The 13,331-nt window shown below is 49.3% G+C and carries 13 protein-coding genes and 1 tRNA gene; 5 read left to right on the top strand and 9 right to left on the bottom strand.

Annotated features, from left to right (window positions below; all coding sequences use genetic code 11):
* Positions 1-208: 208 nt before the first annotated feature.
* Positions 209-823 carry a thymidine kinase gene (gene tdk, locus AC3RPL_RS08430; protein ID WP_490739645.1) on the bottom strand — a complete coding sequence of 205 codons (615 nt, stop codon included), beginning with the start codon at positions 821-823 and terminating at the stop codon, positions 209-211.
* A 529-nt stretch (positions 824-1,352) separates the two neighbouring features.
* Here tdk and hns point away from each other — a divergent pair.
* Entirely contained in the window at positions 1,353-1,760 is a 408-nt protein-coding gene (gene hns / locus AC3RPL_RS08425; protein ID WP_034940970.1) for a histone-like nucleoid-structuring protein H-NS, read from the top strand.
* 43 nt (positions 1,761-1,803) lie between these two features.
* Here hns and AC3RPL_RS08420 read toward each other — a convergent pair whose 3' ends face one another.
* From AC3RPL_RS08420 to rssA, 5 genes are all read right to left on the bottom strand, one after another.
* On the bottom strand, positions 1,804-2,811 hold the full coding sequence (locus AC3RPL_RS08420; RefSeq protein ID WP_490739644.1) for an NAD-dependent epimerase: 1,008 nt from the start codon (positions 2,809-2,811) through the stop codon (positions 1,804-1,806).
* 14 nt (positions 2,812-2,825) lie between these two features.
* Positions 2,826-4,166, bottom strand: coding sequence for a UDP-glucose dehydrogenase family protein (locus AC3RPL_RS08415; protein WP_490739643.1), 1,341 nt, complete (start codon positions 4,164-4,166; stop codon positions 2,826-2,828).
* 26 nt (positions 4,167-4,192) lie between these two features.
* On the bottom strand, positions 4,193-5,101 hold the full coding sequence (galU, locus tag AC3RPL_RS08410) for a UTP--glucose-1-phosphate uridylyltransferase GalU (RefSeq protein ID WP_490739642.1): 909 nt from the start codon (positions 5,099-5,101) through the stop codon (positions 4,193-4,195).
* Between the two features lie 193 nt (positions 5,102-5,294).
* Positions 5,295-6,308, bottom strand: a complete 1,014-nt coding sequence (gene rssB, locus AC3RPL_RS08405; protein WP_490739641.1) for a two-component system response regulator RssB — start codon at positions 6,306-6,308, stop codon at positions 5,295-5,297.
* Between the two features lie 102 nt (positions 6,309-6,410).
* Positions 6,411-7,310, bottom strand: a complete 900-nt coding sequence (gene rssA, locus AC3RPL_RS08400; protein ID WP_261643589.1) for a patatin-like phospholipase RssA — start codon at positions 7,308-7,310, stop codon at positions 6,411-6,413.
* Positions 7,311-7,411: 101 nt separating this feature from the next.
* Between rssA and AC3RPL_RS08395 the strand changes: the two genes are divergently transcribed.
* From AC3RPL_RS08395 to xthA, 4 genes are all read left to right on the top strand, one after another.
* Complete coding sequence (locus tag AC3RPL_RS08395; RefSeq protein WP_490739640.1) at positions 7,412-7,867, top strand: YchJ family protein; 456 nt, start codon at positions 7,412-7,414, stop codon at positions 7,865-7,867.
* Between the two features lie 49 nt (positions 7,868-7,916).
* Positions 7,917-8,765 carry a formyltetrahydrofolate deformylase gene (gene purU, locus AC3RPL_RS08390; protein WP_490739639.1) on the top strand — a complete coding sequence of 283 codons (849 nt, stop codon included), beginning with the start codon at positions 7,917-7,919 and terminating at the stop codon, positions 8,763-8,765.
* 174 nt (positions 8,766-8,939) lie between these two features.
* A tRNA-Tyr gene (locus AC3RPL_RS08385) sits at positions 8,940-9,024 on the top strand.
* Positions 9,025-9,324: 300 nt separating this feature from the next.
* Positions 9,325-10,131, top strand: coding sequence for an exodeoxyribonuclease III (gene xthA / locus AC3RPL_RS08380; protein ID WP_490739638.1), 807 nt, complete (start codon positions 9,325-9,327; stop codon positions 10,129-10,131).
* A gap of 33 nt (positions 10,132-10,164) precedes the next feature.
* Here the strand turns inward: xthA and AC3RPL_RS08375 are convergent, their stop codons facing one another.
* The 3 genes from AC3RPL_RS08375 to AC3RPL_RS08365 all read right to left on the bottom strand — a co-directional run bounded on the left by AC3RPL_RS08375 (position 10,165) and on the right by AC3RPL_RS08365 (position 13,261).
* Entirely contained in the window at positions 10,165-10,515 is a 351-nt protein-coding gene (locus AC3RPL_RS08375) for a DUF1496 domain-containing protein (protein ID WP_367167195.1), read from the bottom strand.
* Positions 10,512-12,425 (bottom strand): DNA topoisomerase III, encoded by a 1,914-nt coding sequence (locus AC3RPL_RS08370; protein WP_490739637.1) that lies wholly within the window; start codon positions 12,423-12,425, stop codon positions 10,512-10,514. Before AC3RPL_RS08370 ends, AC3RPL_RS08375 begins: the two co-directional genes overlap by 4 nt.
* A gap of 284 nt (positions 12,426-12,709) precedes the next feature.
* On the bottom strand, positions 12,710-13,261 hold the full coding sequence (locus tag AC3RPL_RS08365) for an NAD(P)H nitroreductase (protein ID WP_490739636.1): 552 nt from the start codon (positions 13,259-13,261) through the stop codon (positions 12,710-12,712).
* Positions 13,262-13,331 lie beyond the last annotated feature (70 nt).

Genomic DNA, 13,331 nt, shown 5'->3' with positions numbered 1-13,331 from the left:
ACCATTCCGAAAATTGCTCTCCCGTGATGATTTCCTGACCGGATGTTTGATCGGGCGACCCGCCGGGCCTGAGTTTACCACCTCGTTAAACTCAGGCTTTTTTTATACTTTATCTCTGCTGATTAAAGGTTTTCGTTCACTACCATAATTAATATCCGGTAACCGGAGACGATGGGGAAAATGACTTTCAGTTATCGTATTATCGTTTTTAAGCGTTCCTTTCTCCATGAACCGCACGTAAGCAATTCTGTTCAATTGCTGCCTTGTAATGCTTACGACAAACTGAAACATAACGTTCATTTCCGCCGATGACCACCTGCTCACCCTCTTTAAAAGGCGCACCATTTTCGTCGAGTCTTAATACCATCCCTGCCTTTCTGCCACAGTGGCAAACTGTCTTTAATTCAACCAGCTTATCTGACCATGCCAGCAAATATTGACTGCCACTGAATAATTCACCACGAAAATCTGTTCTCAGCCCATAACAAAGAACAGGTATATCCAGCGTATCAACTACATCTGATAAATCTTTAACCTGCTCGCGGGTAAGAAACTGACATTCATCTATTAATACGAAGTGAACCGGTTCCAGGCGATGTCCTTCGTTTATCTCTGAAAAAAGTTTTGTCCCGTTATTATACAATTTTGCTGGAGAAGAAAGGCCAATGCGCGAGCATACCTTGCCGGAGCCAAAACGATTATCAATTTCTGCGGTATACACCAATGTGCGCATGCCACGTTCGAGGTAGTTATATGAAGACTGTAGTAAGGCAGTAGACTTGCCTGCATTCATCGCAGAATAATAAAAATAAAGTTGGGCCATCAGGCTGCACTCCAGGTATAGGTTTAGCACAAACGCGCAGAATTGTAACACAGCACTACATCCGCACGAGACATTAATGACTCTCTGCCAGGCTGCATTTTGCTGATTATATCTGCCATTTTCTCTTCGCGGTCAGTAAAGGATTTGCTACTGTACCCGGCGAGATAATTTTGTTTATGACCTTTTTTTTTCACAATGTATGCTTTTAAAAACTCAAATTACCTTGCTAATATTCTCTGAGTTTTCTTAAGGTTAGACTGAGTATCGAATAAAATTTTTCCTTTTTGTGATTATATACTGTCCTTTCAACTTAATGATAATCGTAATCAAAAACCTTTAGCTGAGTCAGGGCGTGAGAATGTAATTCAGCCAGGACTCACCGTTTTGTATTGTTAATAATCATTCTGCTGAATCACCCATACTTACTTATTCTGAGTCTATTACAAAAATTACTATTGCAGTTCCTATTGCCGCACTCTATTATTATCAGGCAGAACGACCCCACCCATTATAATTTGAGATCAGGAACATGAGCGAAGCACTTAAAATTTTGAATAACATCCGTACCCTGCGTGCGCAGGCACGAGAGTGTTCCCTGGAAACTCTGGAAGAGATGCTGGAGAAACTGGAAGTCGTGGTTACTGAGCGTCGCGATGAAGAGAATCACGCTCAGGCTGAAATCGAAGAGCGCAGCCGTAAATTACAGCAATACCGTGAAATGCTGATTGCCGACGGTATTGATCCTAATGAATTGCTGTCAACGCTGTCCACCGCCAAAACGTCAGGAAAAGCTAAACGTGCGGCACGTCCTGCTAAATACAAGTACGTTGATGAAAATGGCGAAACTAAAACCTGGACAGGTCAGGGCCGTACTCCAGCCGTGATTAAAACAGCAATTGAAGAACAAGGTAAGAAGCTGGAAGATTTCATGCTGTGATTTTTCATTTAATACCCCATCCTTTGCAATGGGGTATTAAATATCAGCACTGATAGAACGAACGATACCAGTCGACAAAGCGTTTAATCCCTTCATCAATACCGGTTTGTGGTTTAAATCCAATCACCTTATATAAAGCTGAGGTATCTGCACTGGTTTCAGGTACATCCCCAGGCTGCATAGGCAACATATTTTTATTTGCCGTGATATCTAAAGATTTCTCCAGCGCTTCAATATAACTCATTAATTTTACCGGGCTGCTGTTACCAATATTGTAAACACGATAAGGCGCTGAACTGCCTGCGGCGCTACCCTCTTCTACCGTCCAGCCTGCATCTGCCTGTGGAATAACACCCTGAAGCCTGAAGATCGCCTCGACGATATCATCAATGTAGGTAAAGTCACGTCGCATCTGTCCGTTGTTGTATACATCAATCTGATCTCCAGCGATCATCGCTCTGGTGAATTTGAACAGCGCCATATCCGGGCGTCCCCATGGACCGTATACGGTGAAAAAACGCAGACCGGTAGTCGGGATACCATAAAGATGTGAATAAGTATGGGACATCAGCTCATTGGCCTTTTTAGTAGCGGCATACAATGAGATTGGGTGGTCGACAGAATCATCGGTAGAGAATGGAAGCTTACGGTTCAGGCCATAAACTGAACTGGATGAAGCATAAAGCAGGTGAGAAATGTTGTGATGACGACACCCTTCAAGGATATTAAGATGTCCGGTCAGATTTGCATCAGCATAGGCAGATGGGTTTTCCAGGGAATAGCGCACACCTGCCTGAGCCCCAAGATGAATAACACGATCAAAGGCGGCTTCACTGAACAGCGAAGCTATTCCTTCCCTGTCAGCAAGGTCAAGTTTAACGAAGGAAAATGCAGGATAAGGCTTGAGTAAATCCAGGCGGGCAAGCTTAAGTTTAACATCATAATAGTCGTTCAGGTTGTCGAGACCGACAACCTGGTGACCGGCGCGAAGCAAGCGTTCTGCAACATGGTAGCCAATAAATCCTGCCGCACCGGTAACCAGATATTTCATACTGCCCTCGTTAATTATGCAATTTGGATTGAAGCTCCGCGGCCGATTGCATAATAAACAAAACCGCGTTTGCTGACTCTTTCCGGATCATACAGGTTACGACCATCAAAAATCACGGGTTCTTTCAGAGCATTTTTAATAACATCAAAATCAGGAGCGCGGAAACTTTGCCATTCGGTACAAATAACCAGCCCGTCAGCACCCTGCAAAGCCGCCTCTTTGGTGCCCATCAACTTCAGATCGTCGCGGTGACCATAAATGCGCTGTGCTTCATCCATCGCTTCCGGATCGAAAGCCTGCACGCTGGCACCAGCCTGCCACAATGCTTCCATCAGTACCCGGCTGGAAGCCTCACGCATATCATCGGTATTAGGCTTAAAAGACAGTCCCCACAGTGCAAAGGTTTTGCCCTGAAGATTATCGCCGAAGTGGCGTTTAATAAACCCAGGCAGTTTGTTTTTCTGTGAGTCGTTAACATCCTCAACGGCCTGAAGCAGACGTGGCTGATAACCAATTTGCTGCGCAGTGCGGATTAAAGCCTGCACATCTTTCGGAAAACAGGAACCACCGTAGCCACAGCCAGGATAAATAAATGAGTAGCCAATACGGGAATCAGAACCAATTCCCTGACGAACTTTTTCAATATCTGCGCCCAGACGCTCAGCCAGATTCGAAATTTCGTTCATAAAACTGATTTTAGTCGCCAGCATGCAGTTGGCTGCGTATTTTGTCAGTTCAGCGCTACGGATATCCATTAAAATCATGCGGTCATGATTGCGATTGAATAGCTCATAAAGTTCACGCAGCAGTTCAACCACGTCATCATTATCCGTGCCAACCACAATACGTTCAGGTCGCATGCAGTCAGCAACGGCCGCGCCTTCTTTGAGAAATTCCGGGTTGGAAACCACATCAAATGTAATATCAACGCCACGTGATTTGAGCGTTTCCTCCATCACAGCGCGGACGCGATCGGCTGTACCTACTGGCACGGTCGATTTATCGATGACAACCTTACTCTCTTCCATATGTTGTGCGATTGTGCGCGCAACGGCAGTAACATATTTCAGGTCTGCTGAACCATCTTCATCCGGCGGTGTTCCCACAGCAATAAATTGCATCACGCCGTGGCGTACACCCTCTTCTGCGTTGGTAGAAAACCGAAGCCGGCCGGCTTCATAGTTTTGCATAACCAAAGGCGTCAGGCCTGGCTCAAAAATAGGAATGATCCCTTTCTTCAGATTGTCGACTTTCTTTTCGTCAACATCGATACAAAGAACGTCATGTCCGACTTCGGCCAGAACAGCAGCCTGAACCAGACCGACATAGCCGATACCAAATACGGTGACTTTCATTGAATTGTCCCGGTTAGAAATTAAACTTACTTTTTATTACCCACGATGGCTTCCAGCCAGGCTTTAAAATCGCTGCCCAGTGTGTTGTGACGCACACCGTATTCAACGAAAGCCTGCATGTAGCCCAGTTTGTTACCACAATCGTGGCTTACACCTTTCAGGTGGTAGGCTTCAACCGTCTCTTTCTCCATCATCATGGCGATGGAGTCAGTCAGCTGAATTTCATCACCTGCGCCCGGAGGCGTTTTAGCCAGCAGAGGCCAGATGTCAGCAGAAAGAACATAGCGTCCTACCACTGCGAGGTTGGATGGCGCTTTATCTGCTTTAGGTTTTTCAACAACACCGACCATTGGCGCGCTGTCGCCAGGGCTCAGTTCTGCGCCCTGGCAGTCAACCACACCATAAGCAGTCACGTCGGCGACAGGTTCAACCATAATCTGGCTGTGGCCTGTTTCATCAAAGCGCCGTATCATGTCTGCCAGGTTGTCTTTCTTCAGATCGGATTCATATTCATCGATAATCACGTCTGGCAGAATAACGGCCACAGGTTCATTGCCTACTACCGGATAGGCACACATCACTGCATGGCCCAGACCTTTAGCCAGCCCCTGACGAACCTGCATAATGGTAACGTGTGGAGGACAGATAGACTGGATTTCTTCCAGCAGCTGGCGCTTTACACGTTTTTCGAGCATGGCTTCCAGCTCAAAGCTGGTATCGAAATGGTTCTCAATAGAATTTTTTGATGAGTGCGTAACCAGCACGATATCATTAATTCCGGCGGCGATACACTCATTAACGACATACTGAATTAACGGCTTATCAACCAGCGGCAGCATCTCTTTTGGAATTGCCTTGGTGGCAGGCAACATGCGCGTTCCCAAACCTGCTACAGGGATAACCGCTTTTTTTACTTTGGACTTATAGGCAGACATCAAAGTACCTCTCTTTAGGCCGTTCAAGTTATTACTTGATATGTCGAGTTAAAAAACGAGATGAGTATACCAGTTGAATCCGGGTGGATTTATCCTGGATAAACAATTTCAGCATAAATTAAGATTATTACCCAAGTGTAAAGCCATTTTCTGGCCCTGCTCTCGGCACCCGGCAATAAATGATTCAGATTGATCAATTTGTCGACAACATCAGACGTAGCCTGCCTCCTGCTCCCCATACCTGACACTGCCATGCGTCACAACGCTGGCTAATCTGATTGAGATGTGTGCTGCCAAGAGTACCAAGCGGCATGCCATTACTGAGTTGTATTTGATGAGTATTAATATTGAGCGTGGCATTTAACCCTGCGGAAACCAGGATTAAATTTTTAATTCCCTGATGATAATAACCCACCAGTAATGGAAACTGTCCGGTCAGATTTGCCTGGCGAAGAAGCTGATTGACTTGTTTCAACAATGAACTTAATTCCGGCAGACCTTGCGCATGACCGGATAATTGATCCTGTAAAAGGCCATTGAATAAAGCCCGAAGTAATAATGCAGCCAGAACACCATTATTACCTGCCCTTGTAACGTCCAGGCAGTAAAAGGCCAGTTCATGTCCTGACAATGCCGCGACATCCAGCACCAGGCCTGGCTGTTCAGCCATCGTCAACTGGCGATAATTCAGGCGGCAGTTAGCAACGACCTGTTGCACCGGCGGTTGCAACTGCTGAAGCAGTTTTGCTGCGGCAGGAGGATCGTTTACCAGCGCATCCCAGTCCTGGAACAGCTGTTCATCTTCTTCAACTTTGGAAGTAAACATTGAGGGATACAGACACTCATAGACGGCATCACGCACACGCCCGAGGTCTTTCAGGGGTTTCAACAGAATATCCTGTACCCCAAGCCGCAGAACCTGAGCGATGTCGGACATGTTTTCAGTCGCGGAGATCACCAGAACGGGCACATCGTTACCCTGCGCTCTCAGATGCTCAACCAGTTTGATACCGTTCATTCCGGGCATCTCCAGGTCGCAAATAATCAGCTCGTATGGCTGCTTATCTATCATATCCAGGGCCTGGAGCCCGTTATCTGCAAGCGCGGTATCAGCACCAAGCGCCAGCAGAAAATTATCCAGCAGAGAGCGGAAAACGATTTCGTCTTCAACGATCAGAATCTGTTTCCCACTTAATGGCTTCTCCATTCTCCCCCCTTGTACACCAGCTAAATCAATAGTGGCTCATAAACCACGATTGCGCCTCTCCGATTTATCAGCAAAAGCGCCATATTTACCCGGCAATTCCTGTTAACGAACCAGTGGGAGTAGTTCATCTGTCTTCTTTTCTACCGCGAGTCTGCCAGCTTCAATAGCTTCTTCAGCACGATGGAAATCGAGTGTTGAAATCTGAGGGCATAAAGGTTGAATCAGTAAATCCGGAGGATCACCCGCCATACGATTACGCTTTACGCGATTTTCCAGCACCTGAATTGAGGTTGACATAATTTGCATCGCACCTGGGGTCTGATTCACTTTGCGCTGTGCTCCGCGTGTAAAACTTTGTCGCAGCCTGCCAGTCCAGGTTGTGGCCGCCACGATGGCTTCCTGCTCCTCGGCATGCGTGGTGACCGACAGTAAATCTTGCTGTGTAAGATGCGCATCATGCTGAAGATCGACAGCGATGACAATATCAGCCCCGAGCGCACGAGTCAGGGAGACGGGAACGGGATTGACGACCGCTCCGTCTACCAGCCAGTATCCATTCCATGCAACAGGCGCCAGCAAACCCGGAATGCTACATGAAGCGCGCACCGCCTGATGAATATCCCCCTCAGTCAGCCATAGTTCACGCCCCGTGCTGAGGTTAGTGGTTACCGCACCAAAAGGCATTGCGCACTGTTCAATAAGATCGTGGCCTGTAAGCCTGCGCACATGGTTAAAAACACGCTCACCCCGCAGCAGGCCTCCGCGCCGCCAGGATAGATCCATCAGGCGGATAACATCCCAGTAACTGAAAGAACGGACCCAGCTTTCCAGTAAGGGCAGGCGTTTGCTGGCGTAGACAGCACCGACCAGCGCACCCACAGAGCAGCCCGCCACTAAATCCACCTTAATACCAGCTCTTTCCAGCGCATTTATCACACCAATGTGGGCCCATCCACGGGCAGCACCAGAACCCAGTGCCAGTCCTATTTTAACCTGTCTCATTGAACCTCAATGTCCGCTTAACTAACAAATGGCATCACGTACGCCACTCAGTTACCATGCTGCCAAACGTGTTAAATCTTTTATATTCTCGTGGAGTCAACGTGTCAGACCTTTGCCCATGCTGTAGCGGGTTGCAGTATAGCCTATGTTGCCAGCCCTGGTTGAACGGAGTGGCGCTGCCCTCTACCCCAGAAAAATTAATGCGTTCGCGCTACACCGCCTGGGTCCGCTGCGACACAGACTATTTGTTGAACAGCTGGCATCCATCCTGCCAGGCCGAACGTTTTCGGGCCAGTGTGGAACAAAGCTACCTCAGTACCAAATGGCTTAGTTTACATATTATTGCGTCAGAAGTGGAAAAGGATAATACCGCAGGGTATGTCACTTTTTTTGCTCGTTACTCTGAAAATGGGCAGGAAAGTTTTCTTCACGAGCGTTCGCGCTTTCTTCGGCTGGAACAACGCTGGTACTATATCGACGGGACATACCCTGATACAGGGCGCAATGATCGGTGCCCATGCGGCTCCGGCAAAAAATTCAAAAAATGTTGTGGGTAGTTATCTGCCCCTTTCCAAACAAAGTTGCTTCGACAGGATTACCATCGCAATGCAATCGCAAACACTGCAACGAAAAGTTTTACGGACTATTTGCCCGGACGCAAAAGGTCTGATCGCCAAAATCACCAACATTTGTTACAAACACGAACTGAATATCGTGCAAAACAATGAATTCGTCGATCACCGCACGGGCCGCTTCTTTATGCGGACTGAACTCGAGGGGATTTTTAACGACAGCACGCTGCTGGCCGACCTGGACAGCGCATTGCCGGTCGGTTCAGTACGGGAGCTCAATCCGGCGGGTCGCCGTCGCATCGTTATCCTGGTGACAAAAGAAGCGCACTGCCTGGGTGATTTGCTGATGAAAAGCACTTACGGTGGACTGGACGTGGAAATCGCTGCGGTTATTGGTAATCACGAAACCCTGCGTACTCTGGTTGAACGTTTTGAAATTCCCTTTGTTCTTGTCAGCCACGAAGGTCTGACCCGTGAGCAACATGACAACAACATGGCAGTGGAGATCGATCGCTACCAGCCCGACTATGTGGTGCTGGCAAAATATATGCGTGTATTAACTCCCGCATTTGTTGAACGCTATCCTAATCAGATTATTAACATTCATCACTCATTTCTTCCGGCCTTTATTGGTGCACGTCCCTATCACCAGGCCTACGAGCGTGGGGTGAAAATTATCGGGGCAACAGCTCACTACGTGAATGACAATCTGGATGAAGGCCCGATTATTATGCAGGACGTCATTCACGTCGATCATACCTACACCGCCGAAGATATGATGCGTGCCGGGCGTGACGTTGAAAAAAATGCGCTGAGTCGCGCGCTGTATCATGTGCTGGCCCAGCGCGTGTTTGTATACGGAAACCGTACCATCATTCTGTAGGGTTGAGCAGGGTGCTGAATTGTCCATGAAAACAGCACCCTGGGCAAAAAAACGGCAAACGATTTTTTTTCACAGCAGACGGACTTTACTCTCTTATTCCATCTGATATGATGCGCCCCACTTAAACAGCTTGCAGACAGACCGGCAAATTGTTGAGTGCTGATTTTACCCCGTGGTGGGGTTCCCGAGCGGCCAAAGGGAGCAGACTGTAAATCTGCCGTCATCGACTTCGAAGGTTCGAATCCTTCCCCCACCACCATTTCGATTTTACCCGCCAGGCTGATAACACCTTCTTCAATCTCATTAGTAAAAATAGTCACCTTCAGCAGTGAAACAGTGTTTGACCCTCTGCCGTTCGCCCCCGGTCACCTCAGTGAGGCAAACTTTATCTGCACAGACTCACTGAAATATTTTTTCCATAAGAAACCGCAGGTTCCGGTCATTTTTACGGTTATTTACCTCTGCCCACATACTTATCAACGCCCTCCTTAAGGATGACATTGGCTGCGGTATTCTGTTACCATTCCGGCCTGTTTTTCATCGCTAACCGGCAGGCGAAATGAAATTTGTCTCTTTTAATATCAATGGGCTACGTGCTCGCCCTCATCAGTTAGAAGCCATTGTTGCGCAACACCAGCCAGATGTTATTGGTCTTCAGGAAACCAAAGTTCATGACGATATGTTTCCCCTCGAAGAGGTAGCTAAACTGGGCTATCACGTGTTTTATCACGGCCAGAAAGGTCACTACGGCGTGGCATTACTGACCAAAGTGCAGCCTGTTATGGTCCGTCGGGGATTTGCTGACGACGCTGAGGATGCGCAACGTCGTCTGATCATGGCCGATATCCCCAGCTCGCTTGGCAATATCACGGTGATCAACGGCTATTTTCCCCAGGGAGAAAGTCGCGATCACCCGCTCAAGTTTCCGGCAAAAGAGAAGTTTTACCGCGACCTGCAAAACTATCTGGAGCAGGAACAAAAAGCTGACAATCCCGTGCTTATTATGGGCGACATGAATATCAGCACCTCCGATCTGGATATCGGTATTGGCGAGGATAACCGCAAGCGCTGGCTGCGTACCGGCAAATGCTCTTTTCTACCTGAGGAGAGAGAGTGGATGGAACGCTTACTTAACTGGGGGCTGGTCGACACCTGGCGGGCGAACAATGCCCAGACAAACGACCGCTTTTCCTGGTTCGACTACCGTTCTAAAGGATTTGATGATAACCGGGGTTTACGCATCGATCTGCTGCTGGCCAGTCAACCGCTTGCTGAACGTTGTGTGGCAACCGGCATAGACTACGACATCCGCAGTATGGACAAACCCTCTGACCATGCGCCAGTCTGGGCACAGTTCAGTCTGTAATCTCGCCGTCCCGGGGTCCATCCCTGGCAACTCTCATTGCTTCAGTGGTTTCCAGATAAGATTATTGGTTCCGAAGGATTGCTCGTCGCGGGCGCACTGCAATAACACCCCTTCCATCTTCACCACCGACCCTTCTGTGTAGCTGCGGTTCTGCCAGATACAACAACGCTGACAGGGGGGCTGATTGTTATTGCTATTTTGATTCTGTGTCCATACCTGTGGTGGCATATCAATCACCACGCCGGAGCCTCTGCCCGTGCTGTTGTCATAGGCTGATACGCTGTCATCAGCACTATTCTGTTGACCGCCGTACTGCTCAGTTGCCCATGACGGCTGGCTGCACAGCAACAATACGCCCAGTAACATCGCGCTTTTTTTGATCATTTCCTCTCCTTCGCTTTGCCTGCCTTACGTTTCGGCCTGTTGTTTCCCGCCACGGGCAGGCCACGAAAAGCGTGAGCCGCCGGTTGCTGCCGTGCCTGATTAATTAACTGGTATAACGTCTCCACCAGGGGCTGCATAAACCCCTGATAGCTGCACTGCTTATCACTGATTTTAGTCAGTGTCGACTCCCAGTGGGCGGTCATATCCGGCCGCGCGGCCATTTCCGGCAATGAGTGGATAAGCGCGCGACCGGCCGGGCTGGAATGGATATAGCGCCCTTTTTTAAACAGGAACGTTCGCTTAAACAGCAGTTCGATAATTCCGGCACGCGTTGCCTCTGTTCCTAAACCATCGGTCGCACGCAGCACTTTCTTTAGATCTTTATCCTGTACAAAGCGTGCGATACCGGTCATAGCTGACAACAATGTGGCATCGGTGAACGGCCTCGGTGGTTGAGTCTGCTTTGCCACCACCTCTCCGCGTTCGCACAGCAGCTCATCTCCTTTTGCCACGACAGGCAGCGGCGTGCCGTCATTCTCCTCGTCACGCTCTTTGCTACCCAGCAACGCCCGCCAGCCGGCCTCCGCCAGAAAACGTGCTTTTGCGACAAATTTCCCTCCGGCAATATCCAGTTCAATCACGCATTTCCGATATACCGCATCCGGACAGAACTGCATCAGATATTGGGTAGCGATCAGCTGATAAATATTGTTTTCATTCTCTGTCAGACGAACAGAATTGCTGCGCGCGGTAGGAATAATGGCGTGGTGAGCATCAACTTTCTTGTCATCCCAACAGCGATTTTTGCGATCCGCATCAAAATCCTCAGGGGGTAGCAGATCAGGCTGATGGACAGAGATGGCATTTAATACCGCCTGTCTCCCGGCGAAATGCTCGTCAGGCAGATAACGGCTGTCAGAACGTGGATAGGTAATCAGTTTGTGGGTTTCGTACAGTTTCTGGCAGGTATCCAGCACTGTCTGTGCACTCAGGCCAAACCGTTTTGCCGCCTCGATTTGCAGAGCGGAGAGCGAAAAAGGCAGCGGTGCCGTGTCATTTTCCCGCTTGTCGTTATAACTGGTCACCCGTGCAGGCTGCCCGCCAATGCGCGCCACAACATGTTCAGCGAGCGGGCGGTGCAGCAGTCGCCCCTCCTCATCCTGATAAGGCTCACAGGACTCACTCGGCTGCCACAAAGCAACAAATCGCTCATCCTGCGGGGTGACAATATGCGCTCTTACCTCGAAGAAGTCTTTTGCCACAAAGTTTTCAATCTCTTCATCACGCCGCACCACCAGTCCAAGCACCGGTGTCTGGACACGCCCGACAGAGAGCACGCCGTCATATCCCGCATTACGCCCCAGCAAAGTGTAAGCGCGGGTCATATTGATACCATACAGCCAGTCCGCCCGAGCCCGTGCCAGCGCGGATACACAAAGAGGAATAAACTCACGGTTCTCACGCAGACGACCCACGGCACGTTCGACCGCCGCAGGATTGAGATCGTTGATTAAGCAGCGCATTACTTTTTCACGTTTTTCCGGCGACAGCGCCAGATAATCCAGAACCTCATCGACCAGCAGCTGTCCTTCGCGATCGGGGTCACCGGCGTGAATCACCTCACTGGCCTGTTCAAGCAATCCTTTAATCACGCTGAGCTGTTTTGCAACGGAAGGACGCGGCTGCAACTGCCATTTTTCCGGCACAATGGGTAAATCAGCCAGCGACCAGCGGGCGAAGCGGCTGTTGTAGCTGTCAGGCTGAGCCTGTTCCAGCAGATGCCCGACGCACCAGGTGACCGCATCTTCGCTGCCACAGGCAATATAGCCCTCTCCCCGGCGATGAGGTTTCGGCAGTACATCGGCAATAGCGCGGGCAAGGCTGGGCTTTTCGGCAATAAACAAACGCATCTGGCAGTGATGACCTTCAGAATAAAGCTTCGGTCAGGGTACCCCTGTGGCGGAGAGTCCGTCCTTGCCACTTACAGGTGTAAAGAAAGTTTACTGATGCAGGCCACGATTTACAGGACAGAAGCGTGATTGATACGCGTCTGAAAGCCTGCATACGGCAACATGACCGCCAGTATGTTAACGCGTAAGGAGTTCGTGGGTAAGGCCACAGCAGTTCGATTGCTTACAATCAGAGCAATATGCAGGGCTGCTCACAACCCTGCCAGCATCGGTCGTGATTTCTGTCAGAACCGGCTGACAAAAGGTGACGTGTCAGGCGGGACCACCGTGGTGGCAGATTTAAGCTGTGGCGTACCAAGATAAAGGAAGCCGACGATGGCATCCTGCTCGCGGCAATGAAAAGCCTCGCGGACCGCCTGATGTTCTGTCCATGCCCCACTTCGCCAGATACCATTGAAGCCCTGCGCTACTGCGGCCATCTGCATCGCCATCACTGCACATCCTGCGGAAACCAGCTGTTCCCAGTGAGGGACTTTATGATGCGTTTCACAGTGAGCGACCACGGTAATAATCATTGGCGCACGGAAAGGTGCCTGCCTGGCTTTATCGATGGCTTTAGCTTCCATCTGATCCTGACGTGCGACATTCTCAAGAAGAGTACTGAAACGTTGAAGTCCTTCATTCTCAATGATAATGAAGCGCCAGGGCTGCAATGTGCCATGATCGGGCGCCCGCATGGCGGCCCGCAAAATGTTTTCCAGCACTTCTCCTGACGGAGCTCGCTCACTCAAGCGCGATGCGGAGCGACGATTAACCAACAGATCCAGTGCATCCATAATTGTCTCCTGATAATGATTTTTATTCAGCAGAAGCTAGCACAGGATGATGAATTGTTACAGCATCACG

It is taken from the genome of Erwinia papayae (genome assembly GCF_058241465.1).
Note: the sequence above shows the minus strand (reverse complement) of the source record. Positions and strands in the feature narration are given on the sequence as shown.

What these genes read in the sequence shown, in the direction of transcription:
- tdk (WP_490739645.1), bottom strand. Translation starts at nt 823, where the DNA reads ATGGCCCAACTTTATTTTTATTATTCTGCGATGAATGCAGGCAAGTCT.
- hns (WP_034940970.1), top strand. Translation starts at nt 1,353, where the DNA reads ATGAGCGAAGCACTTAAAATTTTGAATAACATCCGTACCCTGCGTGCG.
- AC3RPL_RS08420 (WP_490739644.1), bottom strand. Translation starts at nt 2,811, where the DNA reads ATGAAATATCTGGTTACCGGTGCGGCAGGATTTATTGGCTACCATGTT.
- AC3RPL_RS08415 (WP_490739643.1), bottom strand. Translation starts at nt 4,166, where the DNA reads ATGAAAGTCACCGTATTTGGTATCGGCTATGTCGGTCTGGTTCAGGCT.
- galU (WP_490739642.1), bottom strand. Translation starts at nt 5,101, where the DNA reads ATGTCTGCCTATAAGTCCAAAGTAAAAAAAGCGGTTATCCCTGTAGCA.
- rssB (WP_490739641.1), bottom strand. Translation starts at nt 6,308, where the DNA reads ATGGAGAAGCCATTAAGTGGGAAACAGATTCTGATCGTTGAAGACGAA.
- rssA (WP_261643589.1), bottom strand. Translation starts at nt 7,310, where the DNA reads ATGAGACAGGTTAAAATAGGACTGGCACTGGGTTCTGGTGCTGCCCGT.
- purU (WP_490739639.1), top strand. Translation starts at nt 7,917, where the DNA reads ATGCAATCGCAAACACTGCAACGAAAAGTTTTACGGACTATTTGCCCG.
- xthA (WP_490739638.1), top strand. Translation starts at nt 9,325, where the DNA reads ATGAAATTTGTCTCTTTTAATATCAATGGGCTACGTGCTCGCCCTCAT.
- AC3RPL_RS08375 (WP_367167195.1), bottom strand. Translation starts at nt 10,515, where the DNA reads ATGATCAAAAAAAGCGCGATGTTACTGGGCGTATTGTTGCTGTGCAGC.
- AC3RPL_RS08370 (WP_490739637.1), bottom strand. Translation starts at nt 12,425, where the DNA reads ATGCGTTTGTTTATTGCCGAAAAGCCCAGCCTTGCCCGCGCTATTGCC.
- AC3RPL_RS08365 (WP_490739636.1), bottom strand. Translation starts at nt 13,261, where the DNA reads ATGGATGCACTGGATCTGTTGGTTAATCGTCGCTCCGCATCGCGCTTG.